Source organism: Afifella sp. IM 167, from assembly GCF_020144925.1.
Lineage (GTDB): Bacteria > Pseudomonadota > Alphaproteobacteria > Rhizobiales > Afifellaceae > Afifella.
Genome location: NZ_NSLC01000002.1, coordinates 507,208 through 533,952, shown reverse-complemented (window position 1 = coordinate 533,952; position 26,745 = coordinate 507,208). Strand labels below are relative to the sequence as shown.

The following is a 26,745-nucleotide window of genomic DNA, read 5'->3' as shown; positions in this document are numbered from 1 at the left end:
CCTCCGCCCGGGCCCCAGCCACCACCACCGGGACCCCATCCGCCGGGGCCCCAGCCGCCGGCAACCAGCGTGGGCGAAAGCTCGCCGGCCTTGGCCTGCGTGGCGGGCTGAAGCGCGACGACGCCAATGGCAAGGGCCGCCGCGGCAAGAACGAACCTGGTCTTCATGATCCATCTCCTGTCGGTTTGTGCGTCGGCCCGTTGCCGTCGCTATGTCCGTAGGTTGCGGGGGCGGGACAAAAGGTTCTGTGCGTCACGACACAATTGTGAATTCGGCGGTTCCCAGCGGCATCGGCGGCCTTGTTTCGCCCAGAGGCTTTTGCTACATGACGCGCCGCGCTGGCCGAGCCGGCGTTTGATTTTCGCGGTCGTGGCGGAACTGGTAGACGCGCAGCGTTGAGGTCGCTGTGGGGCAACCCGTGGAGGTTCGAGTCCTCTCGACCGCACCAATCGACAGAAGGGGCGGCTTCGTGCCGCCTTTTTTGTTGTCTTCCCGCAGGCACCTTCGCTGATCAGGCGGGCTCGCCCGGATCAGGTGCTCTGGACCCTCCCGGGCGCGCGACCTAAGGATGGCAGATGGAAACCGAGACACTCGAACGAGAGGTTGAGGAACCCGTCGACCTGGCGGTCCGCGACGAGGAAGGCTCGCTCAACGGCGCGTATGTCGCCGCTGTCGCGGCGGCCGTGGAGGCGCGCGACGGCGAGCGCCTGAGCGAGCTTGCGGGCGACCTGCACGAATCCGATCTCGGCGACATCCTGCAGGCGCTCGACCGGGAAGACCGCGAGCCTTTCATCGAGCTCCTCGGTTCCGATTTCGACTGGACGGCGCTGACCGAGGTCGACGAGGCCGTCCGCGACGAGATCCTGGAAGCCATTCCGAACGCGGCGATCGCGGAGGCCGTCCGCGAGCTCGATTCGGACGATGCCATCGGCATCCTGGAGGACATGGCGGAGGAGGACCGCGAGGAGATTCTCGCCGCCCTTCCGCTGGCCGAGCGCATCGCGCTGGAGCGTTCCTTCGACTACCCGGAAGAATCCGCCGGCCGGCGGATGACGACGCATTTCATTGCCGTGCCGCCCTTCTGGACCGTCGGCCAGACCATCGACTTCCTGCGCGAGGACGACCGGCTGCCGGACGATTTTACCGAAATCTTCGTCGTCGATCCGCGCTTCCGTTTCCTCGGCACCGTGCCGCTCGACCGGCTCCTGCGCACCAAGCGTCCCGTGCGCGTGGAAGAGGTGATGGGCGAGGTGACCCATTCGGTCTCCGCCACGGACGACCAGGAAGAGGTCGCCCGTCTCTTCGAGCGCTACAACCTTCTGTCCGTCGGCGTCGTCGACGAGAACGACCGACTCGTCGGCGTCATCACCATCGACGACATCGTCGACGTCATCGAGGAAGAGGCGGACGAGGACATCAAGCGCCTCGCCGGCGTCGGCGACGAAGAGATCTCCGACACCTTCGTTTCCGCCGTGCGTTCGCGCTTCATCTGGCTGCTGATCAATCTCGGCACGGCGGTGCTCGCCTCCGCCGTCATCGACATCTTCAACGGCACCATCCAGCAGATGGTGGCGCTGGCGGTGCTGATGCCGATCGTCGCCTCGATGGGCGGCAATGCCGGCACCCAGACGATGACGGTCGCCGTGCGCGCGCTGGCGACGCGCGAGATCGAGACGATCAACCCGTTGCGGTTCATCACCAGGGAAGCGCTGGTGGGCCTCGCCAACGGGGTGCTCTTCGCCATCATCATCGGCACCGTGGCGAGCCTGTGGTTCGGCGACTTCCAGCTCGGCGGCATCATCGCCACGGCGATGGTGATCAACATGGTGGCCGCCGGCCTCGCCGGCATCCTCATTCCGCTGACGCTGGAAAAGGTCGGCGCCGACCCGGCGATCGCCTCCTCGGTCTTCGTCACCACCGTCACCGACGTCGTCGGCTTCTTCGCCTTCCTCGGCATCGCCGCCTGGTGGTTCGCCATCTGAGCCGGCCGGCCGGCTCCTGCGCCGTTCGTGCAACGGGAAGGAGAATTCGCGGCGCCCCCCTCGCCATTAACTCCCCGGAAAGGCTAACGCTTCACCAATGGGGCGAACCCGGCACGGGCTTAGGTCATCATCCATATGCAGCGCGCAAACCCTTTTCTCCGCTTCGGCGCGGCCCTTTTGGCGGCCGCCCTTCTGGCCGGCTGCGGCGGGGGCGCGATCGACTATCTGCCGGATGTCGACCCGAATGCGGGGGTGGTGCGGGCGCATCAGATGCCGGTCCAGGGCATCGACATCTCCAAGTACCAGGGCGACATCGACTGGCGGCGCGTGAAGGCGTCGGGGATCCGCTTCGCCTACATCAAGGTCTCGGAAGGCGGGGACCACGTCGACGAGAAATTCTACCAGAACTGGGAAGCGGCGGCGCGGGCGGGCATGCCGCGCGGCGCCTACCATTTCATGTACTGGTGCCGGACGGCCGCCGAGCAGGCGCTGTGGTACCAGCTGGCGGTGCCGCAGGACAAATCCCAGCTTCCGCCGGTGCTCGACCTGGAATGGAACCACCAGTCGGCGACCTGCGGCCACAAGATCTCCAAGGAGGAGGCGCTCGCCAAGATCGACGTCATGCTGGCGGCGATGGAGGCCCATACCGGCAAGAAGCCGATCATCTATACCGACATCACCTTCCACAAGGACGTGCTGGAAGGCCGCTACCGGAACTATCCCTTCTGGCTGAGAAGCGTCGCCGCCGAGCCGAAGGAGCGCTTCAAGGACCGCCCGTTCCTGATCTGGCAGTTCACGGCGACGGGCCGCGTGGAAGGCATTTCCGGCAATGTCGACCGCAACGCCTTCAACGGCTCGGAGCGTGACTTCGAGCGCTGGCTGGCGCGCAGCACCGGAGGCTGAGCGGATGGCACCTGACGTCCGGCCGCTGGCGGAGGCCGACCGCGCTGCCTTCGCGCCTCTCTGGCAGGCCTATCTGGATTTTTACGGCACGCGTCTTGAGCCCGAGGTCACCGACACGACCTGGCGGCGGATCGTCGATCCCACCGGCCCGCTTTGCGCCTTCGGCGCCTTCCTGGAGGGCCGGCTGGCCGGCTTTGCCATCTATTTCTTCCATCCCGGTACATGGACGACGGCGGAGCGCTGCTATCTGGAGGATCTGTTCGTCGCCGCCGAGGCGAGAGGCTCCGGCGTCGGCCGCGCCCTGATGGAGGCGGTCTTCTCGGCCGCCGGCGCAGCGGGTGCGAGCGAGGTCTACTGGCAGACGGAGACGGACAACGCTGTTGCACGCGCCCTCTATGACAGGCTAGGCGAGCTCACCGAATACGTGAAGTACAGGCATACCCTATGAGCCCACGAATCGAAGGCATCCTTGAGACGGCCGTCTATGTCGACGACCTGGAAGCCTCGCACGCCTTCTACGGCGACGTGCTCGGCCTCGAGCGACTGACCGTCTCGCCGCGCATGATGACCTACGAGGCGGGGCCTTCGGAGGTGCTTCTGGTTTTCCGGCGCGGCGATACGACCGAGGATCTGAAGACGCCGGGCGGCGTCATTCCCGGTCACCATTCGGAAGGGCCGGCGCATTTTGCCTTCCGCATCGCCAAGGACGCCTACGGCACGTGGAAGCGGCACCTGCAGGCGCGCCAGATCGCGATCGTGGGTGAGGTGGCATGGCCGAAGGGCGGGCGCTCGATCTATTTCAACGACCCTTCCGGCAATGTCCTGGAAATGGCGACGCCGGGCCTCTGGCCGATCTACTGAGCGCCTGTCAGAGCCAGCGCCGCACGCGCGTCTTGTAGGCGCGGTAGGGCTCGCCGAACCGCGCCTCCAGGTGCTTTTCCTCGCCGCGCACAGCCAGCCTGTCGATCAAGACCAGGACGAAAGGGGCCGTCAGCGCCACCCAGATGCTGCCGAAGGCGAGGCCGAGGCCGAAGATGAGGGCGGTGTTGCCGATATAGATGGGGTTGCGCGAATAGCGGAACGGCCCGTCGGTCGCGAGCGCCGAGGCGGAGCGGTCCGGCCGGACGGTGGTCATGTGCCGCCGGAAGGTGAGGAAGGTCCAGAAGTCGAGCGAGACGGCGCAGCCCATCATCACGACGCCGATCGCGCGCAGAGCCTGTGCCAGGCCCGGTGCGAGCGGGATCGGGACGAGCCAGGAGAGCGCCGCGCCGATGAGAACCGCACCCCCCATGATAAGCGGCGGCCAGGGAATGTGGCTCGGTCGTGCATGGAAATCGGGGGATGGCGTCTGCATCGCTTCCTCTGCCTCCGCCGGGCATGAGCGCCCATGACATTCATGAAACGGAATGCCGAAAGCCGGGGCATGGCGCAATAGGGCTTGCGCTCGGCGCCCGCGCATCTTCTCCTGCGCGAAAGGAAACGCTCAAGGGAAAGCCCATGCTGGCCAACGACCTTCCCGCCCTCAACTTCCAGCTCGGCGAGACCGCCGACATGCTGCGCGACAGCGTGCGCTCCTATGCCGGAGACCGCATCGCGCCGCTCGCCGAGCGAATCGACCGCGAAGACTGGTTCCCGCGCGAGCTCTGGCCGGAAATGGGCGAGCTCGGCCTCCACGGCATCACCGTGGAGGAGGAATGGGGCGGCTCCGGTCTCGGCTATCTGGAGCATTGCGTGGCGATGGAGGAAGTCTCGCGCGCTTCCGGCTCCATCGGCCTTTCCTACGGCGCCCATTCCAATCTCTGCGTCAACCAGCTGCGCCGCTGGGGCACGGACGAGCAGAAGTCCCGCTATCTCGCGAAACTCGTCTCGGGCGAGCATCTCGGCGCTCTCGCCATGTCGGAATCGGGCGCGGGCTCGGACGTCGTTTCCATGAAGCTCTCCGCCGTGAAGAAGGGCGGGCGCTACATTCTCAACGGCTCCAAGATGTGGATCACCAACGGTCCGCAGGCCGATACGCTCATCGTCTACGCCAAGACCGATCCCGAGGCGGGGCCGCGCGGCATCTCCGCCTTCCTGATCGAGAAGGGCTTTGTCGGCTTTTCCGTCGCCCAGAAGCTCGACAAGCTCGGCATGCGCGGCTCGGAGACGGGGGAGCTCGTCTTCGCCGATTGCGAGGTGCCGGAGGAGAACCGGCTCGGAAAGGAAGGCGAGGGGGTGAAGATCCTCATGTCGGGGCTCGACTACGAGCGCGTCGTCCTTGCCGCCGGCCCGATCGGGCTGATGCAGGCGGCGCTCGACATCGTCGTGCCCTATCTTCACGAGCGCGAGCAGTTCGGCCAGCCGATCGGCTCCTTCCAGCTCATGCAGGGCAAGCTCGCGGACATGTATGTGACGATGAATGCGGCCCGCGCCTACGTCTATGCCGTGGCAAGGGCGGCTGATGCCGGACAGACGACCCGCCAGGATGCGGCCGGGGCGATCCTCTACGCCGCCGAGAAGGCGACGCAGGTGGCGCTCGACGCCATTCAGTGCCTTGGCGGCAACGGCTATATCAACGAATATCCGACCGGCCGTCTCCTGCGCGACGCCAAGCTCTATGAGATCGGCGCCGGTACCAGCGAGATCCGCCGGATGCTGATCGGGCGGGAGATCTTCCAGCGCACCGCCTGATTTTTCCGCCCCCAAGAAGAAGTCTCCCCGAAAGGAAAACTCCCCTCATGCTCAAGCTCTACGGCCGCCCGAATTCCATCAACGTGCAGAAGGCCCTCTTCTGCGTGGAGGATCTCGGCATCGAATACGAGCTCGTCCTCGCCGGGCGTGGCCATGGCGTCAGCGACACGCCGGAATTCCTGGCGATGAACCCGAACGGACTCGTCCCGGTGATCGACGACGACGGCTTCATCCTGTGGGAATCGAACGCCATCGTGCGCTACCTTTCGGCCAAACACGGGGCCGGCACGCTCTGGCCGGACGATCTTCCCACCCGCGCCAGCGCCGATCGCTGGATGGACTGGCAGACGACCGGTTTCTCGCCGGCCTACGGCCCGGCCTTCTACACCCTGATCCGTGTGCCGGAGCCGGAGCGCGATCCGGCACAGGTGGAAGCCGGCCGCAAGGCGGGCGAGGCGGCCGCGAAGATCCTCGATAGCTGGCTGGGCGACCATCGCTTCGTGGCGGGCGATACCTTCACCATGGGCGATATCGCCATCGGCGCCGCCGTGCACCGCTGGCTGAACCTGCCGCTCGAGCGCAAGCCGGCCGCCAACCTCGAACGCTACTACGGCGAGGTGATGGAGCGCGCCTCGGCGCAAAAAGCTCTTCCGCTGCCGGTGACGTGAGGTGCCGGCCGTAGCGTTGTGCGAAGAGCGCCCTAGTTTCCGAGCCATGACGATTCGTCCGGTGGAGACACCGTGCTCATAGATATTCGGGGGCTTTTGCGCCTCGAGCGCTGGCGACGGCGCTTCCAGGACATCCTGACAAGCTTCTGGTTCGTGCCGCTCGTCATCGGTGCTGGCGGCTGGGCCGTGGCGCTGGTGGCGCTCGAGCTCGACCAGTGGGAGGCCCTGCGCGATCTGCTCGGCCACACCTTCTTCCGCCGCATCGAGCCCGATACGGCGCGCTCGATCCTGGGCACGATCGCGGCGGCGACGATTTCGGCGACCTCGATCGTCTATTCGCTCTCCCTGTTGATCCGCAATCTCGCCGCCTCCACGCTGGGGCCGCGGCTGGTGCAGGACTTCCGCCAGGACCGGCTGACGCGGCTCGCCCTCGGCATGCAGCTCGCCACCTTCACCTATGCGCTGACGACGCTCTACTATCTCGGCACCTTCAACGAGACGCGGACCATCTCCATCGGCGTCGCCATCGGCTTCGTGCTGGTCGCGCTCTCCTTCCTGGTCGTCTTCGTCAACCACATCTCCGACCAGGTGAGTGTCGATCACATCGTTGCCCGGGTCGCCGGCAACCTGCAGGACGTGCTGCGGAGCAATGTTCGGGAGGCCGAGGAGAACCGGGAGCCGCGGCTGCCGGTGCTGTCGGCTCCGGACGGCGCGACGATCTTCGCCGAGAAGGACGGCTACGTCACTTTCATCAGCTATTCGGCGATCACCAACGGCGCCGATCCGGCGGTCCGCACCGTGGAGCTCCTGGTGCAGCCGGGTGATTTCGTCATCAAGCGCAAGCCGATCGCCCGCATCGATCTCGACGAGCCGCCGGAGGACTTCGCCGGCCTGGTGCGCGATGCCATCATGCTCGGCGCGGCGCGGACCTACTATCAGGACATTCCGGCCCGCTTCCAGCTGTTGGTGGAGATTGCGCTCCGGGCCTTGTCGCCCGGCGTCAACGACGTTTTCACGGCGGTGGCCTGCGCCAACCATATCGGCGCGGCGTTTGCGCTACTGGATGGACGCGACCTCACGCCCCCGATCATCTTCGACGAGAAGCGCGACATCGTTCTGGTGCCGAAGGTGCTGCGCTTCGACGATATCGCCGGCACGGTCTTCCATCCGCTACGCCAGGCGGGGGCGGATGTGCATACGATGAACATCGCGCTCCTCAGCGTGCTCGGCGACCTCGTCACCTCCTCACGCAGCGACAAGGCGCGCGCGGTCTACCTGGAGCATGCTCGCCTCGTCGTGGCCAGTGCCTGCCGCCGTCCCCTGGAGGAGGCGGACAAGGAAATTATCGACAAGCTCTTCGAGCGCGCGCGTGCCGGCATCGCCGAGGCAGGTGCGTTCGAGGAGGAAATGGACGTGGCGGAAGACGACGCGCCAGAAGACGACACGGCAAAAGATGACGCGGCGGAAAAGGACGGCGAAGAAAAGGCGGGCCGGTACGGGCCCTCCTGAGCGATCAGAACGGGATTTCGTCGTCGAGCTCGTCGCGGAAATTGCCGCCGCCGCCAGTATCGCCGCCGCCGCCGCTCCGCTCCATCGGGCCGGAGGAACCGAAATCGGAACGACCGCCGCGATCCGGGGCGTCGTAGCCGCCGCCACCGCCGCCGGCCCGCGTGTCGAGCATCGTCAGCGCCGAGTTGAAGCCCTGCAGCACGACCTCCGTCGTCCAGCGCTTCTGGCCGGACTGGTCCTCCCATTCGCGGGTCTGCAGCTGGCCTTCCAGATAGATCTTGGAGCCCTTCTTCAGATACTGCTCGGCGATCTTGGCGAGGCCCTCGTTGAAGATCACCACGCGGTGCCATTCGGTGCGCTCGCGGCGCTCGCCGGAATTGCGGTCGCGCCAGCTCTCGGAGGTCGCCACGCGCAGATTGACCACCGGCCGGCCGTCGTTCATCCGCCTGATTTCGGGATCGGCGCCGAGATTGCCGATCAGGATCACTTTGTTGACGCTGCCCGCCATCACACTCTCCCTTGTTCCATCTTCGCCGCGCCCCGGTGCCGGGAAGGCTCTCGTGCGCGGCCGAACTTGCGCCCCTTGTCCCCCAAGCGGGCCGCGCCTGCAAACCTCGCTTGCGACGAATTTATGTTCACTGTATGTTCGCCATCGCGACGATGCAAGGGAGCGGATGGATGGAACAGCGCATGAGCGCGGTAACGCTCGGGGTGGACGATCTTTCCCGGGCGCGCCGCTTCTACGAGGAGGGGCTCGGCTGGAAGCGGGGCAATACGGAGGAGGAGATCGCGTTCTACGCGCTCAACGGCCTCGTCTTCGCCCTCTATCCGCGCCACGCGCTGGCCGCCGATGTGGGCATCGACGTTCAGGGGAGCGGCTTTTCGGGGGTCACGCTCTCCTATAACGGGCGCTCGCGCGAGGAGGTGGACGCGGTCTTCGCCAAGGCCGAGGCGGCCGGGGCGCGGATCGTGAAGAAGCCGGAGGAGGTCTTCTGGGGTGGATATTCCGGCTATTTCGCCGATCCTGACGGGCATCTGTGGGAAGTCGCCTTCAATCCCTTCTGGCCGATCGACGCCGATGGCAATGTCAGCCTTTCGGACTGACGCGGAGCCTTTTGAACCTCGGCGCAAAGGCACTAGATAGGAGACCGGCGAGACATTCCGCCGCCATCACCACACGCAGCCGGCGCCACGGCGCCACATCCGGGACGGGCATGAGCGATCCCCTGAAGACGATTTCCGTGCGCGGGGCGCGCGAGCACAATCTGAAGAACGTCGATCTCGACCTGCCGCGCGACAGCCTGATCGTCATGACCGGGCTGTCGGGCTCGGGCAAATCCTCGCTCGCCTTCGACACGATCTATGCCGAGGGCCAGCGGCGCTACGTGGAATCGCTGTCGGCCTATGCGCGCCAGTTCCTGGAGATGATGCAAAAGCCCGATGTCGACCAGATCGACGGGCTGTCGCCGGCGATCTCCATCGAGCAGAAGACGACCTCGCGCAATCCGCGCTCGACGGTCGGCACCGTCACCGAGATCTACGACTACATGCGGCTCCTCTATGCCCGCATCGGCGTTCCCTATTCGCCGGCGACGGGCCTGCCGATCGAGAGCCAGACGGTCAGCCAGATGGTCGACCGCGTTCTCGCCCTGCCGGAGGGCACGCGGCTTTACCTGCTGGCGCCGGTGGTGCGCGGCAGGAAGGGCGAGTTCCGCAAGGACCTTGCCGAATGGATGAAGCGCGGCTTCCAGCGCGCGCGCATCGACGGGACCTTCACCGAGATCGTCGACGCGCCGGCGCTCGACAAGAAGTTCAAGCACGACATCGACATCGTCGTCGATCGTGTCGTGGTGCGCGCGGACGCGGCCTCGCGGCTCGCCGATTCGCTGGAGACGGCGCTGCAGCTCGCCGACGGCATCGCGGTCGCCGAATTCGCCGACAAGCCGGAGAGCAAGGACGCGCCGGACCGGCTCACCTTCTCGGAGAAATTCGCCTGTCCGGTCTCCGGCTTTACGATCTCGGAGATCGAACCGCGGCTGTTTTCCTTCAACAACCCCTTCGGCGCCTGCCCGACCTGCGACGGGCTCGGCTCCGAACTCGGCATCGATCCGGACCTCATCGTCCCCGATCCCGGCATCAGCCTTCGCCGCGGGGCGATCGATCCCTGGGCGAAATCGTCCTCGCCCTATTACCTGCAGACGCTGGAAGCGCTCGCGCGCCACTACGAGTTCAGCCTGACGGAGCCGTTCGAGAGTCTGCCGGAGGCGGCGAAGAAGGCCGTCCTCTACGGCACGGGCCGGGAGAAGATCGCCTTCGTCTACAATGACGGCCTCAGATCCTATCAGGCGAAGAAGACCTTCGAGGGCGTCATCCCGAACCTGGAGCGGCGCTGGAAGGAAACCGATTCGGCGTGGATGCGCGAGGAGATCGGCAAGTACATGTCGACCGCGCCGTGCACGGCCTGCGGCGGCTTTCGGCTGAAGCCGGAGGCGCTGGCGGTGAAGATCGCGGGGCTGCATATCGGCGAGATCTCGCAGTTCTCCATCCGCGAGGCGAACCGTTGGTTTGCCGAGCTGCCGGAAAAGCTCACCGACAAGCAGAGCGAGATCGCCGTGCGGATCCTCAAAGAGATCCGCGAGCGGCTGAAATTCCTCGACGATGTGGGCCTCGACTATCTGACCCTGTCGCGCGGCTCCGGCTCGCTGTCGGGCGGCGAGAGCCAGCGCATCCGGCTCGCCTCGCAGATCGGCTCGGGGCTGACGGGCGTGCTCTACGTGCTCGACGAGCCGTCGATCGGCCTTCACCAACGCGACAATGCCCGGCTCCTGGAAACGCTGAAGCATCTGAGGGACCTCGGCAACACGGTCATCGTCGTCGAGCATGACGAGGATGCGATCCTCGCCGCCGACCATGTCGTGGATGTCGGCCCCGGCGCGGGCATCCATGGCGGCGAGGTGATCGCCGAGGGCAAGCCCGCCGACATCATGGCAAGCCCTTCATCGCTCACCGGCAAGTATCTTTCGGGCGCGCTCGCCATCCCGGTGCCGGAAGAGCGGCGCAAGGCGCGCAAGGGCAAGTGGCTGAAGCTTGCGGGCGCCACCGGCAACAATCTGAAGAACGTCAAGGCGGAGATCCCGCTCGGCACCTTCACCTGCGTCACCGGCGTCTCCGGTGGCGGCAAGTCGACGCTTCTCGTCGACACGCTCTACAAGGCGGTGGCGCGGCGGCTGAACGGCGCGCGCGAGCAGTCGGCGCCCTTTGAGAGCCTCGCGGGGCTGGAACACCTCGACAAGGTGATCGATATCGACCAGTCGCCGATCGGGCGCACGCCGCGCTCCAACCCGGCGACCTATACCGGCGCCTTCACGCCGATCCGCGAATGGTTCGCCGGCCTGCCGGAATCGAAGGCGCGCGGCTACCAGCCGGGGCGTTTTTCCTTCAACGTCAAGGGCGGGCGCTGCGAGGCTTGCCAGGGCGACGGCCTGATCAAGATCGAGATGCACTTTCTGCCCGACGTCTACGTCACCTGCGACGTCTGCCACGGCAAGCGCTACAATCGCGAGACGCTGGAAGTCACCTTCAAGGGCAAGTCGATCGCCGACGTGCTCGACATGACGGTGGAGGAGGGGGTGGAGTTCTTCGCCGCCATCCCGGCGGTGCGCGACAAGATGAAGACGCTTTCGCGCGTCGGCCTCAATTACGTGCATATCGGCCAGCAGGCGACGACGCTCTCGGGCGGCGAGGCGCAGCGCGTCAAGCTCGCCAAGGAACTCTCCAAGCGCGCCACCGGCCGCACGCTCTACATTCTCGACGAGCCGACGACGGGCCTGCACTTCCACGACGTGGCGAAACTCCTGGAAGTGCTCCACGAGCTGGTCGAGCAGGGCAACACGGTGGTGGTGATCGAGCACAATCTCGACGTCATCAAGACGGCCGACCACATCCTCGATCTCGGCCCGGAAGGCGGCGACGGGGGCGGCGAGATTGTCGTTTCCGGCACGCCGGAAAAAGTGGTCGCCGAGCCGCGCTCCTATACCGGCCAGTTCCTGAAGCCGATCCTGGAGCGGGGCAAGACCGCGGCGAAAGAGGCGGCGGAGTAGGAGGCCGGCTGCCGCCGTCTCAGCGCATGCGGCGTCCGAAGCCGGCAGATTGGCCGCGGACGATCTCGCGGGGGCGGGCCGGGTCGTGCCAGGCGCGGTTCCGGTCGACCGTCTCCGGGCGAGGCCTGGCGTCTTCTTCGCCGCCAAGCGCCACTTCGGCCGCTTTCGTCCACATCACCACGCAGGCGAGGGCGACGAGGACGAGCCCGACGCCGATCATGCCGCCGGAATAGAGGTTTCGCAGGAATTCCAGCGTCAGTAGCGCTTGTGCCGGACCGGCGGCATCGGCGATGCTTGCCATCCTTTGCGCCCCGAAAATCTTTTCGGGCAGCCACCGGGAAAGAAGCACGAAGGGGATGCCGTAGAGCCAGGCGAGATTGAGGACGAGCCGGAACATGGCGAAGGGCCGGTCGAGGCCGGGCCGGAAGACCGGGACCTCTGCCGCCTCGTCGGCGCCGGAATGCATCAGCGTGTTGCGCACGGTGAAGATGCCGAGCTGTCCGAGGATCAGAAAGAGGGCGCCGATGACGAAGACGGCACCCAGCAGGCCGAGAGGCCCGCCGAAGGAGAGCGGCATCAGGAGGAGGGCAAGCGGCAGAGCGAGCACACCCTGTGGGCCGCCCTCGGCGACAAAGGCTCCCGAGACATGCAGCAGCCCCCATAGCGCGCCGAGAAGGGCGAAGACGATCCAGCTCGAGCGCAGGGCTACCGGCAGGAGAGGCGAGCGCATCGAGCTGGCGATGCCGCCAAGATAGCTGCCGCGCGCATCGGCGCGTTCCACGATGGCGCGGATCGTCATCACCACGATGACGACCGCAAGGCCCGCGATCAGGAGGTCGAGAAAGCGCTCGGAGGCAAAGCGCAGGAGAAGGCCGACATGCGCATACTTTGCGGCGCGCTCGACCAGCCGGCCCTCGTCGGCGGCCCAGAGGAGGGCGAAGGCCAGGATGAGAGGCATGGCGGCGAGACTCGCGGGCAGGAAGTAGCGCGCGAGATATGCCGCGCCGAGGCGGACGCAGCCGTTGACGAGCGAAGGACGGGCATTTGCCATGCGCCGAGCTTTGACGGCAGAGATTTAAGGGAGTTCTACCCAGGGTCGTGCTGCGCTGATTTGACTTCTTTCTTCGATCGGACCGACACTCGGATCCCATCGAAGTCGCTCGCCATGCCCCAACGCTCCGCCGGCATCGTGATGTTCCGCCGCCCTTCCGGGCGGATCGAGGTGCTGCTCGTGCATCCGGGCGGGCCGTACTGGGCGAGGAAGGACGAGGGCGCCTGGTCGATCCCCAAGGGCGTGGTGCAGCCGGGCGAGGAGCCGCTTGCGGCGGCAAGGCGCGAATTCTTCGAGGAGACCGGCTGCGCGCCCGAGGGCGAGGCGCTGCCGCTCGGTGTGTTTCGCCAGTCGAGCGCCAAGCTCGTCACCGCTTTTGCGGTGGAGGGCGATTTCGATCTCGCCGGCTTTGCCAGCAATGCCTTCGAGATGGAATGGCCGCCCCATTCGGGCGAGATGGCCGCTTTTCCGGAAGCCGACCGCGGGGGCTGGTTCACTCTCAAGGAAGCGCGCCGGAAAATCCTGCCCGGCCAGGCGCCGATCCTGGAGATGCTGGTTGAGCGGCTCGGGGACGATTCCGTGCCCTAGCTGTGCCCCGGCGCCGATCTGTGGCAAGTCTGGCCGATGAGCACCAAGGAGACTGGATCGGCCGCAACGCCCGCGGCCACCGCAGCCGGAGAGGCGCGACCGAAGGCAAGGCGAAGCCCGCCCAAGAAGCCGTCGGGCCTGCGCGCCAGGCTGCGCGCGCTCTATGAGGGCAATTCGGGGGGCGCGCACCGCTTCCGCTATGCGCTTCTCGCCTTCGACGTCTTCACCGTGCTCTTCATCATCGGCACATCCTTCATGCCGCGCTCGCAGACGATCGAATCCATCGACATTGTCTTCGGCGTCGTGATCCTCGCCGACTTCATCTCCCGGATTTACGCCTCCCATAAGCCTTTGCGGGAGTTCCTGCGCCTTTCCACCTGGGCGGATGTCATCTCGATCGTCTCCTTTCTCCTGCCGATCGTGGGCGAGGGGGCGGGCTTCCTCAGGATCCTGCGCACGCTGCGCCTCTTGAGGACCTACCAGCTGATGGAGAGGCTGAGGGCCGATAGCCGCGTCTTCCGCCGCAACGAGGAGCCGATCATCGCGATCGTCAATCTCGCCGTCTTCCTCTTCGTCATGACCGGCCTCGTCTACGAGACGCAGCACTGGCGCAACGAGGCGATCGGCAACTATGTCGATGCGCTCTATTTCACGGTCACGGCGCTGACGACGACGGGCTTTGGCGACATCACGCTCTCCGGCACCGTCGGGCGCCTGACGGCCGTCATCATCATGATCTTCGGCGTAACTTTATTCCTGCGCCTCGTGCAGGTGCTCCTGCAGCCGCGCAAGGTGCGCTTCACCTGCCCGACATGCGGTCTGAAGCGGCACGAAATCGATGCAGTCCACTGCAAGGCCTGCGGCACCGTGCTTGCGATTCCGGACGAAGGTCGCTTCTAGCGTGCAGTTTCCCGCCTGAGGCGAGCTTGATGTGTGAATAAATTGTGCAGGTTGCCCGCTTTTAAGGCATCCCAGCCATGCGTATTGTGCACTGCAAAATCCGCGCGCGCATGGCTATATCCGCCTCGTCAATAACGACACAGTCCGAACGACACTTCTGTCTGATCGAGGTTTATGATGCACACGTCCGCAAAGGGCCTTCTGGGTCGCTTTCGCCGTTGGCGCCGCTATCAGCGCACCGTGAAGGAGCTTCAGGGTCTTTCCGTGCGTGAACTGCATGATATCGGCATCACTCCCGGCGAGATCCGCCGCGTCGCCCGCGAAGCAGCTTTCTGATTTATCTGACTTCGCGGCCCGCAAGGCCGGTTCCAATTCGAAAGCCGCCGGCGGGGCACGCCCCTGCCGGCGGCTTTCGTTTGTCAGGGCATTTTTTGTCGGGGTCCCTTACGAACCGCCGCGCGCGGAAAGCCACTTTTCGAGCGGCATGATCACCGGCGGCTCGGCATTGGCGATCGGCCATGAATCGATGGCGAAGCGCCGCCCGCTCTCCACCTCGGCGACCACCGCCGTCGCATGCGGGTAGCGCCCGTCGAGGAAGAAGCCCCGCGCGACCGGGCTTTCCACGCTGTGGTGCTTGAGGATGCCGCGTTCGGCGAGAAGGATGAGAAGGCTCGTCGTGTTCGTCGCCTCGTCGATGCAGTCCATCTGCGTCGGGTCGCCCCCGCCGATTTTCTCAAATCCGCCCCGGTCGGCCGATGTGCCGATCCGGGCGCCGACGATCTCTTCGTAGATCTGGTCCGCTTTGGAGATCGCCTGGCGCTCCGCCTGCGGCGAGCCCGCGCGCCGGAAGGGCGCCGATATCCGCTTCAGCTCGGCCGGAGAGAAGGTGACCGGGCTCGTCCTCAGGCAGCCGAAGGCATGGCAGACATAGACCTTCTCTCCTTTTGGAGCGCGCGCGCCGCGCGCCGCGTACCAGTCCCCCCATGCGCCGTGCGTGGAGGAGGAATGCGTGGCGCATCCGGCGAGGAGCAAAGCGCCCAGAAAAAGCGGGAAAATCAGTCGCATGCCGTCACGATAGCTGAGCCGGCGAAAGGGAAAAAGACGGAACGTTCGCCGCCGGCCCTCCGTTAACAACCCAAGACAGACGGGCGGGCAATTCGAACAGAAGGAGATTTTCGATGCACGACATCACCGGCAAGAAAGTCGCCATCCTCGCCACCAATGGTTTTGAGCAGTCCGAGCTGGAGGAGCCCCTCAAGCAGCTGCGCGGCGCGGGCGCCGAGGTCCATGTCGTTTCGCCTGAGGAAGGCGCGATCCGTGGCTGGGACAAGAAGGACTGGGGCCGCGAGGTACCGGTCGATCGCAAGCTCGACGGCGTCAGCGCCGACGATTACGACGCGCTCGTGCTGCCGGGTGGCCAGATCAATCCGGATATCCTGCGCGCCAACGACAAGGCCTTGGCCTTCGTGCGCGCCTTCTTCGAGCAGAAGAAGCCGATCGGCGCCATCTGCCATGCCCCGTGGCTCCTGGTGGAGACGGGCATTGCCAAGGGCCGCGACATGACGAGCTACAAGTCGATCAAGACCGACGTCGTCAATGCCGGCGCCAACTGGCTCGACGAGGAAGTGGTCGTCGACGAGGGCATCGTGACGAGCCGCAATCCGGGCGATCTGCCGGCCTTCTGCGCCAAGATGGCCGAGGAGATTTCCGAGGGCCGCCATACGCAGCGCCACGCCGCGTAAGCCCTCAGGAACTGAATCAAGGAAAAGGCCGGCCGCCTTGAGCGGCCGGTCTTTTTTTGTGTCGGCCGCCTTGTGCGGCCGGCCTTTTTCATGCCGGGGCGTTGACGAAGGCGACGATGCCGTCCGCCACGTACTGCACGGCGAGGGCGGCGAGAATGACGCCCAGAAGCCGCGAGATCACCATGCGGCCGGTATCGCCGATCAGCTTCTCGATGCGCTCGCCGAGGGCGAAGACCCCGAAGGTGATGGCCAGGATGGCGGCGATGACGCCGACGAGCTCCGCCTTGCCGGCAAAGCCGGACATCTGTCCCGCCAGAAGGATGGTGGCGGAGATGGCGCCCGGGCCGGCCAGCAGCGGGATCGCCAGCGGAAACACTGCCAGATGGCTCATCTCGTCGGCCGACAGACGCGTCGTCGTCCGCTCGTGGCGCTCGGCGCGCTTTTCGAAAATCATCTCGAAGGCGATGACGAAGAGCAGCAGCCCGCCGGCGATGCGGAAGGCCGGCAGCGTGATGCCGAAAAGGGCGAGGATCGCCGTGCCGGCAAGCGCGAAGAGGACGAGGATGACGAAGGCGATGATCGCGGCCCTGAAGCCGACGCGGCGTCTCTCGCGCGCCTCCATGCCGCTGGTCAGGGCGATGAAAAGCGGTGCGAGCCCGGCCGGGTCGATGGTGACGAAGAGCGTCACGAAGGCGGTGATCAGCTGATCCATGGAGATGGCATACAGGCCGCGCGCGCCTCTGCAAACCGCGTCACGGCCCCGCTATTCGCCCGCAATCGCCCATCGGCGGCGCGTCGATCGCGGCAGCGATCGCGGCCGAATTCGCCTGCCCGGCGCGCCGTGCCGACACCGTTTCGCTAAACTTATCTGTAAGCCGTTGATTTCAAACGTGTATTGATCCCGCGCCTTGCTTGGCTTCGGCGCCGATTCCGGGTAAAACGGGGTTCAACTTCCACAGCAATCGATTCTTTCCTTGGCAGATCCGATTACCCCCTCCGACGGGCGCCGCGGCGGCGATATCCGTTCCATCTCCATCACCGAGGAGATGCGCACTTCCTATCTCGACTATGCGATGAGCGTCATCGTCAGCCGGGCGCTCCCCGATGTGCGCGACGGGCTGAAGCCGGTGCACCGGCGCATCCTGCATTCGATGAACGAGATGGGCATCGCCTCCAACCGGGCATACCGCAAATGCGCGGGCGTCGTCGGCGAGGTCATGGGCAACTACCATCCCCATGGCGACCAGGCGATCTATGACGCGCTCGTGCGGATGGCGCAGGATTTCTCCATGCGCCTGCCGCTCGTCGACGGGCAGGGCAATTTCGGCTCGCTCGACGGCGATCCGCCGGCCGCCATGCGGTACACGGAGTGCCGGCTCGACAAATCGGCCGAGACGATGCTCTCGGACCTCGACAAGAACACGGTCGACTTCCAGGAGAACTACGACGGGCGCAAGCGCGAGCCGGTCGTCCTGCCGGCCCGCTTCCCGAACATCCTCGTCAACGGCGCGGGCGGTATCGCCGTCGGCATGGCGACCAACATCCCGCCGCACAATCTCGGCGAGGTGATCGACGGCTGCGTGGCGCTGATCGAGGATCCGTCGCTGACCAGCATGGACCTGATGGAATATATCCCGGGTCCGGATTTTCCGACCGGCGGCGTCATCATCGGGCGCGGCGGCATCCGCTCGGCCTACGAGACCGGCCGCGGCTCGATCCTGATGCGCGGCAAGGTGGCGATCGAGACGAGCTCTCGCGACCGCGAAGTCATCATCGTCACCGAGGTGCCGTTCCAGGTGAACAAGGCGGCGATGATCGAGAAGATCGCCGAGCTGGTGCGCGAGAAGCGCATCGAGGGCATCAGCGACATCCGCGACGAATCCGACCGGCAGGGCGTGCGGGTCGTCATCGAGGTGAAGCGCGACGCCGTCGCCGACGTCGTTCTCAACCAGCTTTATCGCTTCACGCCGCTGCAGACGACGTTCGGCGGCAATTTCGTCGCCCTCAACGGCGGTCGGCCCGAGCAGCTCGGCCTGCGCGACATCATCGCCAGCTTCATCTTCTTCCGCGAGGAAGTCGTCGGCCGGCGCACCAAGTTCCTGCTCGGCAAGGCCCGCGACCGGGCCCATGTCCTCGTCGGTCTCGCCCTTGCCGTCGCCAATATCGACGAGGTCATCGCCCTCATCCGTTCCGCGCCCGACCCTCAGACGGCGCGCGAGCAGCTGATGGCGCGGGCATGGCCGGCAAAGGATGTCGCCCCGCTGGTGCGCCTCATCGCCGATCCGCGCCACCTGGTGCTGGAAGACGGGACGGTGCGGTTTTCCGAAGAGCAGGCGCGCGCCATCCTCGAGCTTCGCCTGCAGCGGCTGACGGCGCTCGGGCGCGACGAGATCGCCGACGAGCTCAACAAGCTCGCCGAGGAGATCAAGGAATACCTGGAGATTCTGGGCTCGCGCGCCCGCATCCTCGCCATCGTCAAGGAGGAGCTCAGCGCGATCAAGGAAGAGTTCGCCACGCCCCGAAAGACGCAGATCGAGGAAGGCGGCGCGGACCTTGAGGACGAAGACCTCATCCAGCGCGAGGACATGGTCGTCACCGTCTCCCATGCCGGCTACATCAAGCGCGTGCCTCTCGCGACCTACCGGGCGCAGCGGCGCGGCGGCAAGGGACGCTCCGGCATGTCCTTCCGCGAGGAGGATTTCGTCAACCGCCTGTTCGTGGCCAACACGCATACGGCGGTGCTGTTCTTTTCCTCGCGCGGCATCGTCTACAAGCTGAAGGTCTGGCGGCTGCCGCTCGCCGCGCCGCAGGCGCGCGGCAAGGCGCTCGTCAACATCCTGCCGCTGGAAGAAGGCGAGACGATCACGACGATCCTGCCGCTGCCGGACGACGAGAAGGAGTTCGAGCGCCTCGACCTCATGTTCGCCACCACGGGCGGCACGGTCCGGCGCAACTCGCTCGCCGACTTCGTCAACATCAACCGCAACGGCAAGATTGCGATGAAGCTGGAGGAGGGCGACGCGATCGTCGGCGTGTGGACCTGCTCGCAGGACGACGACTGCCTGCTGACCACCGCCTTCGGCCAGTCGATCCGCTTCCCGGTCACCGATGTGCGCGTCTTTGCCGGCCGTTCCTCCGTCGGCGTGCGCGGCATCAGCCTCGGCAAGGGCGACAGGGTCATCTCCATGTCGATCCTGCGGCACTTCTCGGCGACGCCCGAAGAGCGCAGCGCCTATCTGAAGATGCGCCGGGCCGTCGCCGGCGAGCTGGAGAACGGCGAGGCGGAAGATGTCGCCGAGGACGCCGAGGAGATGGCGGCCGAGCCGGGGGCGCTGTCGCCGGAACGCTATGCGCAGATGAGCGCGGCGGAGGAGTTCATCCTCACCGTCTCGCAGAACGGCTACGGCAAGCAGACCTCCTCGCACGAATACCGGATCTCCGGCCGCGGCGGCAAAGGCATCATCGCCATGGTCGTCAACGACCGGAACGGCCCGCTCGTGGCTTCCTTCCCGGTCGAGGACGGCGACCAGCTGATGCTCGTCACCAATGGCGGCCAGCTCATCCGCGTGCCGGTCGCCGGCATCCGCATCACCGGCCGGGCCGCGCAGGGCGTCATTGTCTTTTCGACCGCCAAGGGCGAAAAAGTCGTCTCGGTCGAGCGGATCACCGAGGCGAGCGCGCAGGACGAGATCGCCGAAGTGGACGGCGAGGACGAGGCCGGCCCTCAGGATGAGGCCGGCCCGCAGGACGGGGCCGATCCGCGAGAGGGCCCCGGCGGGCCCGACGAGGAGCCGCCGGCCGAATAGCCCCGTAAAGGAGGGGGCGTGGATGATCGAGCTTTCGACCTTTCTCACCTATCTCGCCGCCTGCATCGCGATCGTCATCGTGCCGGGCCCGACCGTCACGGTGATCATCGCCAATTCCATGCGCCACGGGGCGCGCGCCGGCCTCCTCAACGTCGCCGGCACCCAGGCCGGCCTCGCCATCATGGTGGCGATCCTCGCCTTCGGCCTGTCGGCGGTCGTCGTCTTTCTCGGCGAGGCCTTCTTCTGGCTGAAGCTGGCGGGCGCGGCCTATCTCATCTGGCTCGGCATCAAGCTGTGGCGCTCCGACGGCACGCTCGGCAGCGCCGACACGGCCAGGGCGACGCGCAATTTCTTCCTGCAGGGCTTCATCGTCATCTGGTCGAACCCGAAGGCGCTGTTCTTCTTCGGCGCCTTCATTCCCCAGTTCATCGACCCGGCCGGCAACACGGTCACGCAGATGATGCTTCTCGGCGCCATCTTCATGGCGGTCGCCACCTTCCTCGACAGCATGTATGCGCTCGCCGCCGGCCGCACCGGTCTTCTCCTGTCGCGCCGCAACGTGCGGCTGGTGGAGCTCTTCGGCGGCACCTGCCTCGTCGGCGGCGGCATCTGGATGGCGCTCAGCCGTCGCTGAGCGCCTTTCCGGCGTTGCGGATCGCGGCGCGGAACGATAAGCGAAACGGATGGCGCGCACAGGTCTTTATCCCGGCTCCTTCGACCCGCTCACCAACGGGCACATCGATATCCTGCGCGCGTGCTTCGCGCTGGTGGATCGGGTCGTCGTGGCGATCGGGCGGCATCCGACCAAGACGGGCCTTCTCGACCTCGACACGCGCATCGCCCTCATCCAGGAGGTGGCGGGCCCGCTCGCCGAAACGGAAGGCGTGGAACTGGTGGTCCGGAGCTTCGACAATCTCGTCGTCGATTTCGCCAGCGAGGTCGGGGCGACGATCCTCATTCGCGGCCTCAGGGACGGGACGGATCTCGATTACGAAATGCAGATGGTCGGCATGAACCTGACGATGGCGCACTGGCTGCAGACCGTCTTCGTGCCGGCGAGCCCGCATCACCGCCACATCACGGCCACGCTCGTGCGCCAGATCGCCTTCATGGGCGGCGATATCGGTCCTTTCGTGCCGGCCTCGGCGGCGGACGCGGTCCGCCAGGCCGTTGCGCGCCAGAAGGAATGAGCGCCGTCCGCGCCGAACCAACAAGGATTTTCCGAACATGCTGAAACGCCTCGCCGCGCTCACGCTTCTCGTGGTCGCCTTCTGCGCCGCGCCGCTCGCCGGTTCCGCCTTCGCCCAGAGCGCCGACCCGGAAAATACGCTGCTGCTGCAGCTGAAGGACGGCACCGTCACCGTCCGGCTGCGCCCCGACCTGGCGCCGAACCACGCGGAGCGGCTCAAGACGCTGGCGCGGCAGGGCTTTTACGACGGCGTGCCGTTCCACCGCGTCATCGACGGCTTCATGGCGCAGACCGGCGATCCGACCGGCACCGGCATGGGCGGCTCGGATCTGCCCGACCTCAAGGCAGAATTCTCCAGCGAGCCCTTCGTGCGCGGCGTGGTCGGCATGGCCCGCTCCAGCAATCCGGACAGCGCCAATTCGCAGTTCTTCATCATGTTCGCGCCCGCGCCGGGCCTCGACGGCCAGTACACCGTCGTCGGCGAGGTGGTCGACGGCATGGAATACGTGGACAATATCAAGAAGGGCAGCCGCTCGGCGAACGGCACGGTCGACAATCCCGACAAGCTGATCTCCATGCGCGTGGCGGCCGACCAGTAAATCCAGAAACACCGGGAGAGCGAAATGGCAGAACCAGAAAACACACTCGTCATGGAAACCAGCAAGGGGCAGATCACCATCGCCCTGCGGCCGGACCTTGCGCCGACCCATGTGTCGCGCATCAAGGAGCTGGTGCGCGACGGCTTCTACGACGGCGTCAAGTTCCACCGCGTCATCGACGGCTTCATGGCGCAGACCGGCTGCCCGAACGGCACCGGAACGGGCGGCTCCGGCCAGAAGCTGAAGGCGGAGTTTTCCAGCGAGAAGCACAAGCGCGGCACCGTCTCCATGGCGCGGGCGCAGAGCCCCGATTCCGGCGACAGCCAGTTCTTCATCTGCTTTGCCGAGGCCCCCTGGCTCGACCGCCAGTACACGGTCTGGGGCGAGGTGACGGACGGCATGGACGTCGTCGACCAGATCAACAAGGGCGAGCCGCCGCGCGATCCCGACACCATCACCTCGATGAAGGTCGCGGCCGACGCCTGACCTTCCGGCGCCCGGCCTTCGGCGCCTTTCCTGCCGGCGGCTTCGGGGCGCCCTCAGACGATGCGTGTAGATGCCTTTGACTTTGACCTGCCGGAGGAGCTCATCGCTCTCCGGCCGGCGCGCCCGCGCGATGCGGCGCGGCTGCTCTGCGTGCCCGCCGAAGGCCCTTTCGACGACCTTCAGGTGCGCGACCTGCCGGAGCTTCTGGAGCCCGGCGACCTTCTGATCCTCAACGATACGGCCGTGATTCCCGCAAGGCTCGCCGGGCGCCGGCTGGCGCGCGAAGAGGGCGGTCCGGAGGTGCGCGTGGAGGCGACGCTGATCGAGCGCCTCGACGGGGCACGGTGGCTGGCGCTCGCAAGGCCCGGACGCAAGCTCAGGGTCGGCGACCGGCTGCGCTTCGGCGGGGAGGGCGAAGCGTGCTTCCTCGACATGCTGGAGGCCAGCGTCGAGGCGAAAGGCGAGGGGGGCGCGATCACGCTCGCCTTCGCCTTCGAGGGCTCCGTTCTCGACGAGGCGATCCGGGCGCGCGGGGCGATGCCGCTGCCGCCCTACATCGCGGCAAAGCGCGCCCCGGACGGGGAAGACAGCACCGACTACCAGACGATCTATGCCGCGCATGCGGGGGCCGTCGCCGCCCCGACGGCGGGTCTGCATTTCACCGACGAACTCCTGGATCGCCTCGCCTCGCGCGGGATCGAACGCCGCTTCGTGACGCTGCATGTCGGCGCCGGCACCTTCCTGCCGGTCAAGGGCGAGACGACGGAGGCCCATGTCATGCACGCCGAATGGGGCGAGGTCAGCCCTGAGACGGCCGAGGCGATCAACGAGACGCGCCGGCGGGGCGGCCGGCTGGTCGCGGTCGGTACGACGGCGCTCAGGATCCTGGAGAGCGCGGCCGACGCGAGCGGCACCGTGCGGCCCTTTTCGGGCAAGACGGACATCTTCATCACGCCGGGCTACCGCTTCCGGGCCATCGACCGCCTCCTGACCAACTTTCACCTGCCGCGTTCGACGCTGTTCATGCTGGTCTCGGCCTTTTGCGGTCTGGAGCGCATGCAGGCGGCCTATGCCCATGCGATCGAAAAGCGGTACCGGTTCTACTCCTATGGCGACGCTTCGCTGCTGGCGCCGGCGACGCCTTCCCTGAGACCCGAATGAGCGGCTTTTCCTTTTCCATTCTGGCGCGCGAGGGCAATGCCCGCCGGGGCGTCATCGCGACCCCGCGCGGGGAGATCCGCACGCCCGCCTTCATGCCGGTCGGGACGCAGGCGACGGTGAAGGCGATGTATCCGGGCCAGGTGCGCGAGCTCGGCGCCGACATCGTCCTCGGCAACACCTACCATCTGATGCTGCGGCCGGGGGCTGAGCGTGTCGCCGATCTCGGCGGCCTGCACGATTTCATGCGCTGGCCGTTCCCGATCCTCACCGATTCCGGTGGCTTCCAGGTGATGTCGCTCGCCAAGCTGCGAAAGCTCGACGAGGACGGCGTCACCTTCGCCTCGCATATCGACGGCTCGACGCATCGCCTGACGCCGGAACGCTCGGTGGAAATCCAGCGGCTCCTGGGCGCCGACATCACAATGCAGTTCGACGAATGCCTCCGGCTTCCGGCCGAGGAAGCGGAGGTGAAGCGGGCGATGGAATTGTCGCTGCGCTGGGGCGAGCGCTCGAAGGCCGCCTTCGTGCCGGTCGACGGCAAGGCGATCTTCGGCATCGTGCAGGGTGGCGACATTGCCGAGCTCAGGCTCGCCTCGGCGCGCGGCCTGACGGAGATCGGCTTTGACGGCTATGCGGTCGGCGGTCTTGCCGTCGGCGAGCCGCAGGCGGTGATGTTGAAGGTGCTGGAGGAGACGCTGCCGGCGCTGCCGGAGGATCGTCCGCGCTACCTGATGGGCGTCGGCACGCCCGAGGACATCCTGGAATCGGTGCGGCGGGGCATCGACATGTTCGATTGCGTGATGCCGACGCGGGCAGGGCGGCACGGCCATGCCTTCACCCGTTTCGGCCGGGTGAACCTTCGCAACGCCAGGCACGCGGTCGATCCGCGCCCGCTCGACGCGCAAAGCGACTGCCCGGCGGCGCGCGACTATTCCCGCGCCTATCTTCACCATCTGGTGCGCACGCAGGAGACGCTCGGCGCCATGCTGCTCACCTGGGTGAATCTCGCCTATTACCAGAGCCTGATGGCCGGGGCGCGCGAGGCGATCGGCGAGGGCAGGTACGGCGACTATGTCGAGGGAGTTCGTGAGGGATGGCAAAAGGGCGACGGATGATCCGTCGCCCTTTCGCGAAAAGCCTTGGTCCTAGCGGACGAGCGAGCCGAGGTAGGTCGCGGCTGCGATCAGCGCGGTCATGACCCCGGTGGAGACGATCGCGTAGTGGAAATCACGGGCCTTCGCCTGCATGGCGACCGCCCGAGCGCGGCGTTCTTGCATCAGATCAACACTCCCGGAGCCAGAGACAGCTTGCAATCGACGATCTTCCAGTCGCCCGCATCGTCCTGATAGAGGGCGAAATCCGCTGCCCACTGGATGCCGATGCGATCGCGCACATAGGTGTTCACGCGGGTCAGCTCGCCGTCGGTAAAGACGCTGTCGATCTGGATACGCTTGGCGTGCACCAGCGGCGGATGGATCTTGGAGAAGAAGCTGTAGGCGGCCTCTTCGGTGCCGAAGCGGCTCTGCTCGAACTCGGTGGCGAAAGCCCAGACGACCTTCGGCTCCTTGTTGGACAGACCCCAGACGAAGGTCTCGACGGCGTTCTGCACGGCCGAGCGCTGGTCGTCGTTCAGGGAGGGGGTCTGAGGATGGTAGGAAACGAGGTCGAGCCGATCGGCCTTGGGAGCCGCCTGCGGCAGGTTGTGCGGAAGCGGAGCGTTCAGGGAGTTCACCTGCGCCGTGCCGACGAGCACCGTCGCGGCGAGGCCTGCAATGGCGATCGCTGCGTTGCGCCCCCAACCCCTCGTCAGACTGAACATTGCCTTCGCCTCCGGAAAGTACGCCGGGATAATTCGTTAACCCGGCAGTAAGTTCCGTGCGAAAACGCACAACCGCGAAATTCCCCGAAATGAAAGGTTTCGAAAGCGTAAAGGGCGAGCGGGACAGTTGCTTCAAACAGCTGTCATCGCAGAGGCTTCCGGCGCGTTTGTCGCCGCCGCCCAAGAACTCGTTCACGGATGCGTGTGCATCTCCGCCCCCCGGCGGCGCGCGACGACGAACGACTCGTCGTAGAACCAGAGGCCGCCATACTCGCTGAGGACATCGCGGGTCGCCTTCAGATAGGCCGTGCCGGAGATCGCCTCTTCCAGCCGCTCATCCTCGATCTGCGCCACATAGGTCGCCGCGTTCCAGGCGGCCAGCAGCGTCGAGGTGCCGATGCCGCTGCTCACCTCGCTCGGCAGCGTGTGCATGTCGTAGCGGAAGATCGACCGGCCGTCGGGGTAGGGGAGATATTCAAGGTCCGGATGCCTTTCGCCCAGCTCGGCGCGCAGCGTCGCAAGCAGGCCGTGCCGGGTGGAGCGGAACGGGTCCTCTCCCGGCCAGACGCGGCGGATGATCTCCAGCCCGGGATCGTGGCCATGCGAATGGATCGCCAGCAGCCTGCCGCCCGGCGCCAGCGCCCGTGTCAGCGGCGCGAGCACCTTCTCCACCTTGAAGTCGTCGGGCATGCGGGCGCGGTAGGGCTGCGAGGCGATGACGAGGTCGTAGTCCGCCCGCGCCTCCTCCCGGCGCGGCAGCGCCTGGTCGAGCACGAAACGCTGGTCCTGGCGGTAGAGGACGAGGACCGCCGGGGTGACGTAGACCGGATTGCCGGTCTTCGGGCTGGCCTTCGCCTGCCAGTTCGCCGCGAGCGTCGGCTGCAGGTCCTTGATCTGCTCGTGGAAATCGTGGGAGCTGTCGCCCGAAAGCGCCACCTCGATCCAGCTCAGTTCTTCCTTCGCCCTGTCGGAGCGCGGCGTCAGCCAGGGCGCGGCCGTGTAGGGGAGATTGGTCAGGACGAGGATCGTCGCCGGATGCTCGTGGAAGCGGTCGGGCATCTTTTCCAGGCCGAGCCGCACGTCCTCCAGCGAAATCTCCTTGGCGGCGATAAGGAACGGCACATGCCGGAAGCGGCGGTGCAGCTCGCGCATGACGCTCGTCAGCACGGTGCCGTCGCCCATGCCCGCATCGAAGAGGCGCAGGGCCGGCGGGCGCGGCTCGATATGGTCGATCTCCAGGCCGACCCGCTCCGCCACCGCCCATTTTTCCGAGCAGGTGGTGACGAACATCAGGTATTTCTGACGGTTGTCGTAGAAGCGGAATGCGCCCTGGCGCGCGGCCTCCGGCGCTCCGGGCGGGGCCGTGGAAGACGGAGCGGACCCGTCGATCATGGCCTCGACGCCTCCATTCAGCGAAATGGCCGGCCCGCATCCTTGAAGCGGCAACGTCAGGCAGCGCCGGCCGCGCTATTCTGACGCGCAATCTCAAACCGTCAAACGGAATGCGCGCGATCGGGCGCCATCGCCGCCGGCGCGCACATGCGGCGCGGGGCAGGCTTCCCCAGCGTTTCC

General features: G+C 66.4%; 28 protein-coding genes and 1 tRNA gene. 21 read left to right on the top strand and 8 right to left on the bottom strand.

Annotated elements, in window-relative coordinates:
• The first annotated feature begins 363 nt into the window (after positions 1–363).
• From CLD20_RS05180 to CLD20_RS05160, 5 genes are all read left to right on the top strand, one after another.
• Positions 364–448: transfer RNA gene (locus CLD20_RS05180), tRNA-Leu, on the top strand.
• A 127-nt stretch (positions 449–575) separates the two neighbouring features.
• Positions 576–1,982, top strand: coding sequence for a magnesium transporter (gene mgtE / locus CLD20_RS05175; protein WP_224405519.1), 1,407 nt, complete (start codon positions 576–578; stop codon positions 1,980–1,982).
• 135 nt (positions 1,983–2,117) lie between these two features.
• The gene (locus CLD20_RS05170) at positions 2,118–2,885 is read left to right on the top strand and encodes a GH25 family lysozyme (RefSeq protein WP_224405518.1); all 768 of its coding nucleotides are present in this window, start codon (positions 2,118–2,120) and stop codon (positions 2,883–2,885) included.
• Positions 2,886–2,889: 4 nt separating this feature from the next.
• Entirely contained in the window at positions 2,890–3,333 is a 444-nt protein-coding gene (locus tag CLD20_RS05165; RefSeq protein WP_224405517.1) for a GNAT family N-acetyltransferase, read from the top strand.
• The gene (locus tag CLD20_RS05160; RefSeq protein ID WP_224405516.1) at positions 3,330–3,746 is read left to right on the top strand and encodes a VOC family protein; all 417 of its coding nucleotides are present in this window, start codon (positions 3,330–3,332) and stop codon (positions 3,744–3,746) included. Before CLD20_RS05165 ends, CLD20_RS05160 begins: the two co-directional genes overlap by 4 nt.
• A gap of 7 nt (positions 3,747–3,753) precedes the next feature.
• Here CLD20_RS05160 and CLD20_RS05155 read toward each other — a convergent pair whose 3' ends face one another.
• Positions 3,754–4,239, bottom strand: coding sequence for an isoprenylcysteine carboxylmethyltransferase family protein (locus CLD20_RS05155; protein WP_224405515.1), 486 nt, complete (start codon positions 4,237–4,239; stop codon positions 3,754–3,756).
• 143 nt (positions 4,240–4,382) lie between these two features.
• Between CLD20_RS05155 and CLD20_RS05150 the strand changes: the two genes are divergently transcribed.
• The 3 genes from CLD20_RS05150 (at position 4,383) to CLD20_RS05140 (ending at position 7,732) form a co-directional block, all read left to right on the top strand.
• The gene (locus CLD20_RS05150; RefSeq protein WP_224405514.1) at positions 4,383–5,555 is read left to right on the top strand and encodes an isovaleryl-CoA dehydrogenase; all 1,173 of its coding nucleotides are present in this window, start codon (positions 4,383–4,385) and stop codon (positions 5,553–5,555) included.
• 47 nt (positions 5,556–5,602) lie between these two features.
• The gene (locus CLD20_RS05145) at positions 5,603–6,223 is read left to right on the top strand and encodes a glutathione S-transferase family protein (RefSeq protein WP_224405513.1); all 621 of its coding nucleotides are present in this window, start codon (positions 5,603–5,605) and stop codon (positions 6,221–6,223) included.
• Positions 6,224–6,295: 72 nt separating this feature from the next.
• The gene (locus tag CLD20_RS05140; protein WP_224405512.1) at positions 6,296–7,732 is read left to right on the top strand and encodes a DUF2254 domain-containing protein; all 1,437 of its coding nucleotides are present in this window, start codon (positions 6,296–6,298) and stop codon (positions 7,730–7,732) included.
• Positions 7,733–7,736: 4 nt separating this feature from the next.
• Here CLD20_RS05140 and CLD20_RS05135 read toward each other — a convergent pair whose 3' ends face one another.
• Entirely contained in the window at positions 7,737–8,240 is a 504-nt protein-coding gene (locus CLD20_RS05135; protein ID WP_255599472.1) for a single-stranded DNA-binding protein, read from the bottom strand.
• 182 nt (positions 8,241–8,422) lie between these two features.
• On the opposite strand from CLD20_RS05135, the gene CLD20_RS05130 reads away from it, so the two are divergent.
• Positions 8,423–8,836, top strand: coding sequence for a VOC family protein (locus CLD20_RS05130; protein ID WP_224405510.1), 414 nt, complete (start codon positions 8,423–8,425; stop codon positions 8,834–8,836).
• A gap of 110 nt (positions 8,837–8,946) precedes the next feature.
• Entirely contained in the window at positions 8,947–11,832 is a 2,886-nt protein-coding gene (gene uvrA, locus CLD20_RS05125; RefSeq protein ID WP_224405509.1) for an excinuclease ABC subunit UvrA, read from the top strand.
• A gap of 19 nt (positions 11,833–11,851) precedes the next feature.
• Here uvrA and CLD20_RS05120 read toward each other — a convergent pair whose 3' ends face one another.
• Positions 11,852–12,883 carry a hypothetical protein gene (locus tag CLD20_RS05120; protein ID WP_224405508.1) on the bottom strand — a complete coding sequence of 344 codons (1,032 nt, stop codon included), beginning with the start codon at positions 12,881–12,883 and terminating at the stop codon, positions 11,852–11,854.
• 114 nt (positions 12,884–12,997) lie between these two features.
• On the opposite strand from CLD20_RS05120, the gene CLD20_RS05115 reads away from it, so the two are divergent.
• The 3 genes from CLD20_RS05115 to CLD20_RS05105 all read left to right on the top strand — a co-directional run bounded on the left by CLD20_RS05115 (position 12,998) and on the right by CLD20_RS05105 (position 14,707).
• Complete coding sequence (locus tag CLD20_RS05115; RefSeq protein ID WP_224405507.1) at positions 12,998–13,471, top strand: NUDIX domain-containing protein; 474 nt, start codon at positions 12,998–13,000, stop codon at positions 13,469–13,471.
• Positions 13,472–13,507: 36 nt separating this feature from the next.
• The gene (locus tag CLD20_RS05110; RefSeq protein ID WP_224405506.1) at positions 13,508–14,371 is read left to right on the top strand and encodes a potassium channel family protein; all 864 of its coding nucleotides are present in this window, start codon (positions 13,508–13,510) and stop codon (positions 14,369–14,371) included.
• A 177-nt stretch (positions 14,372–14,548) separates the two neighbouring features.
• Complete coding sequence (locus CLD20_RS05105) at positions 14,549–14,707, top strand: DUF1127 domain-containing protein (protein ID WP_224405505.1); 159 nt, start codon at positions 14,549–14,551, stop codon at positions 14,705–14,707.
• Positions 14,708–14,815: 108 nt separating this feature from the next.
• On the opposite strand, the gene CLD20_RS05100 is transcribed toward CLD20_RS05105, so the two are convergent.
• Entirely contained in the window at positions 14,816–15,436 is a 621-nt protein-coding gene (locus CLD20_RS05100; protein WP_224405504.1) for a hypothetical protein, read from the bottom strand.
• Between the two features lie 113 nt (positions 15,437–15,549).
• Here CLD20_RS05100 and CLD20_RS05095 point away from each other — a divergent pair, with 113 nt between their 5' ends.
• Positions 15,550–16,113 (top strand): type 1 glutamine amidotransferase domain-containing protein, encoded by a 564-nt coding sequence (locus CLD20_RS05095; RefSeq protein ID WP_224405503.1) that lies wholly within the window; start codon positions 15,550–15,552, stop codon positions 16,111–16,113.
• 88 nt (positions 16,114–16,201) lie between these two features.
• On the opposite strand, the gene CLD20_RS05090 is transcribed toward CLD20_RS05095, so the two are convergent.
• Positions 16,202–16,825: a MarC family protein gene (locus CLD20_RS05090; RefSeq protein ID WP_224405502.1), complete on the bottom strand. Its 624-nt coding sequence runs from the start codon at positions 16,823–16,825 to the stop codon at positions 16,202–16,204.
• Positions 16,826–17,159: 334 nt separating this feature from the next.
• On the opposite strand from CLD20_RS05090, the gene gyrA reads away from it, so the two are divergent.
• From gyrA to tgt, 7 genes are read left to right on the top strand one after another with little or no spacing between them, the layout of a single operon-like run.
• Entirely contained in the window at positions 17,160–19,919 is a 2,760-nt protein-coding gene (gene gyrA / locus CLD20_RS05085; protein ID WP_370636812.1) for a DNA gyrase subunit A, read from the top strand.
• Positions 19,920–19,941: 22 nt separating this feature from the next.
• Positions 19,942–20,553 (top strand): LysE family translocator, encoded by a 612-nt coding sequence (locus CLD20_RS05080; protein ID WP_224405500.1) that lies wholly within the window; start codon positions 19,942–19,944, stop codon positions 20,551–20,553.
• 49 nt (positions 20,554–20,602) lie between these two features.
• Positions 20,603–21,109 (top strand): pantetheine-phosphate adenylyltransferase, encoded by a 507-nt coding sequence (gene coaD / locus CLD20_RS05075; RefSeq protein WP_224405499.1) that lies wholly within the window; start codon positions 20,603–20,605, stop codon positions 21,107–21,109.
• A 37-nt stretch (positions 21,110–21,146) separates the two neighbouring features.
• Positions 21,147–21,707, top strand: a complete 561-nt coding sequence (locus CLD20_RS05070; RefSeq protein ID WP_224405498.1) for a peptidylprolyl isomerase — start codon at positions 21,147–21,149, stop codon at positions 21,705–21,707.
• Positions 21,708–21,731: 24 nt separating this feature from the next.
• Entirely contained in the window at positions 21,732–22,193 is a 462-nt protein-coding gene (locus CLD20_RS05065; RefSeq protein ID WP_224405497.1) for a peptidylprolyl isomerase, read from the top strand.
• Positions 22,194–22,253: 60 nt separating this feature from the next.
• Positions 22,254–23,354, top strand: coding sequence for a tRNA preQ1(34) S-adenosylmethionine ribosyltransferase-isomerase QueA (queA, locus tag CLD20_RS05060; RefSeq protein WP_224405496.1), 1,101 nt, complete (start codon positions 22,254–22,256; stop codon positions 23,352–23,354).
• On the top strand, positions 23,351–24,469 hold the full coding sequence (tgt, locus tag CLD20_RS05055) for a tRNA guanosine(34) transglycosylase Tgt (protein WP_224405495.1): 1,119 nt from the start codon (positions 23,351–23,353) through the stop codon (positions 24,467–24,469). The genes queA and tgt overlap by 4 nt, the downstream gene beginning before the upstream one ends.
• Before the next feature lie 30 nt (positions 24,470–24,499).
• On the opposite strand, the gene CLD20_RS20170 is transcribed toward tgt, so the two are convergent.
• The 3 genes from CLD20_RS20170 to CLD20_RS05045 all read right to left on the bottom strand — a co-directional run bounded on the left by CLD20_RS20170 (position 24,500) and on the right by CLD20_RS05045 (position 26,565).
• A complete protein-coding gene (locus CLD20_RS20170) occupies positions 24,500–24,631 on the bottom strand; it encodes a hypothetical protein (RefSeq protein ID WP_255599471.1) in 132 nt (43 codons plus the stop codon).
• Positions 24,631–25,173 carry a hypothetical protein gene (locus tag CLD20_RS05050; protein WP_224405494.1) on the bottom strand — a complete coding sequence of 181 codons (543 nt, stop codon included), beginning with the start codon at positions 25,171–25,173 and terminating at the stop codon, positions 24,631–24,633. Before CLD20_RS05050 ends, CLD20_RS20170 begins: the two co-directional genes overlap by 1 nt.
• A 192-nt stretch (positions 25,174–25,365) precedes the next feature.
• The gene (locus tag CLD20_RS05045; protein WP_224405493.1) at positions 25,366–26,565 is read right to left on the bottom strand and encodes a hypothetical protein; all 1,200 of its coding nucleotides are present in this window, start codon (positions 26,563–26,565) and stop codon (positions 25,366–25,368) included.
• Positions 26,566–26,745 lie beyond the last annotated feature (180 nt).

What these genes read in the sequence shown, in the direction of transcription:
- mgtE (WP_224405519.1), top strand. Translation starts at nt 576, where the DNA reads ATGGAAACCGAGACACTCGAACGAGAGGTTGAGGAACCCGTCGACCTG.
- CLD20_RS05170 (WP_224405518.1), top strand. Translation starts at nt 2,118, where the DNA reads ATGCAGCGCGCAAACCCTTTTCTCCGCTTCGGCGCGGCCCTTTTGGCG.
- CLD20_RS05165 (WP_224405517.1), top strand. Translation starts at nt 2,890, where the DNA reads ATGGCACCTGACGTCCGGCCGCTGGCGGAGGCCGACCGCGCTGCCTTC.
- CLD20_RS05160 (WP_224405516.1), top strand. Translation starts at nt 3,330, where the DNA reads ATGAGCCCACGAATCGAAGGCATCCTTGAGACGGCCGTCTATGTCGAC.
- CLD20_RS05155 (WP_224405515.1), bottom strand. Translation starts at nt 4,239, where the DNA reads ATGCAGACGCCATCCCCCGATTTCCATGCACGACCGAGCCACATTCCC.
- CLD20_RS05150 (WP_224405514.1), top strand. Translation starts at nt 4,383, where the DNA reads ATGCTGGCCAACGACCTTCCCGCCCTCAACTTCCAGCTCGGCGAGACC.
- CLD20_RS05145 (WP_224405513.1), top strand. Translation starts at nt 5,603, where the DNA reads ATGCTCAAGCTCTACGGCCGCCCGAATTCCATCAACGTGCAGAAGGCC.
- CLD20_RS05135 (WP_255599472.1), bottom strand. Translation starts at nt 8,240, where the DNA reads ATGGCGGGCAGCGTCAACAAAGTGATCCTGATCGGCAATCTCGGCGCC.
- CLD20_RS05130 (WP_224405510.1), top strand. Translation starts at nt 8,423, where the DNA reads ATGAGCGCGGTAACGCTCGGGGTGGACGATCTTTCCCGGGCGCGCCGC.
- uvrA (WP_224405509.1), top strand. Translation starts at nt 8,947, where the DNA reads ATGAGCGATCCCCTGAAGACGATTTCCGTGCGCGGGGCGCGCGAGCAC.
- CLD20_RS05120 (WP_224405508.1), bottom strand. Translation starts at nt 12,883, where the DNA reads ATGGCAAATGCCCGTCCTTCGCTCGTCAACGGCTGCGTCCGCCTCGGC.
- CLD20_RS05115 (WP_224405507.1), top strand. Translation starts at nt 12,998, where the DNA reads ATGCCCCAACGCTCCGCCGGCATCGTGATGTTCCGCCGCCCTTCCGGG.
- CLD20_RS05110 (WP_224405506.1), top strand. Translation starts at nt 13,508, where the DNA reads ATGAGCACCAAGGAGACTGGATCGGCCGCAACGCCCGCGGCCACCGCA.
- CLD20_RS05105 (WP_224405505.1), top strand. Translation starts at nt 14,549, where the DNA reads ATGCACACGTCCGCAAAGGGCCTTCTGGGTCGCTTTCGCCGTTGGCGC.
- CLD20_RS05100 (WP_224405504.1), bottom strand. Translation starts at nt 15,436, where the DNA reads ATGCGACTGATTTTCCCGCTTTTTCTGGGCGCTTTGCTCCTCGCCGGA.
- CLD20_RS05095 (WP_224405503.1), top strand. Translation starts at nt 15,550, where the DNA reads ATGCACGACATCACCGGCAAGAAAGTCGCCATCCTCGCCACCAATGGT.
- CLD20_RS05090 (WP_224405502.1), bottom strand. Translation starts at nt 16,825, where the DNA reads ATGGATCAGCTGATCACCGCCTTCGTGACGCTCTTCGTCACCATCGAC.
- gyrA (WP_370636812.1), top strand. Translation starts at nt 17,160, where the DNA reads ATGCGCACTTCCTATCTCGACTATGCGATGAGCGTCATCGTCAGCCGG.
- CLD20_RS05080 (WP_224405500.1), top strand. Translation starts at nt 19,942, where the DNA reads ATGATCGAGCTTTCGACCTTTCTCACCTATCTCGCCGCCTGCATCGCG.
- coaD (WP_224405499.1), top strand. Translation starts at nt 20,603, where the DNA reads ATGGCGCGCACAGGTCTTTATCCCGGCTCCTTCGACCCGCTCACCAAC.
- CLD20_RS05070 (WP_224405498.1), top strand. Translation starts at nt 21,147, where the DNA reads ATGCTGAAACGCCTCGCCGCGCTCACGCTTCTCGTGGTCGCCTTCTGC.
- CLD20_RS05065 (WP_224405497.1), top strand. Translation starts at nt 21,732, where the DNA reads ATGGCAGAACCAGAAAACACACTCGTCATGGAAACCAGCAAGGGGCAG.
- queA (WP_224405496.1), top strand. Translation starts at nt 22,254, where the DNA reads ATGCGTGTAGATGCCTTTGACTTTGACCTGCCGGAGGAGCTCATCGCT.
- tgt (WP_224405495.1), top strand. Translation starts at nt 23,351, where the DNA reads ATGAGCGGCTTTTCCTTTTCCATTCTGGCGCGCGAGGGCAATGCCCGC.
- CLD20_RS20170 (WP_255599471.1), bottom strand. Translation starts at nt 24,631, where the DNA reads ATGCAAGAACGCCGCGCTCGGGCGGTCGCCATGCAGGCGAAGGCCCGT.
- CLD20_RS05050 (WP_224405494.1), bottom strand. Translation starts at nt 25,173, where the DNA reads ATGTTCAGTCTGACGAGGGGTTGGGGGCGCAACGCAGCGATCGCCATT.
- CLD20_RS05045 (WP_224405493.1), bottom strand. Translation starts at nt 26,565, where the DNA reads ATGATCGACGGGTCCGCTCCGTCTTCCACGGCCCCGCCCGGAGCGCCG.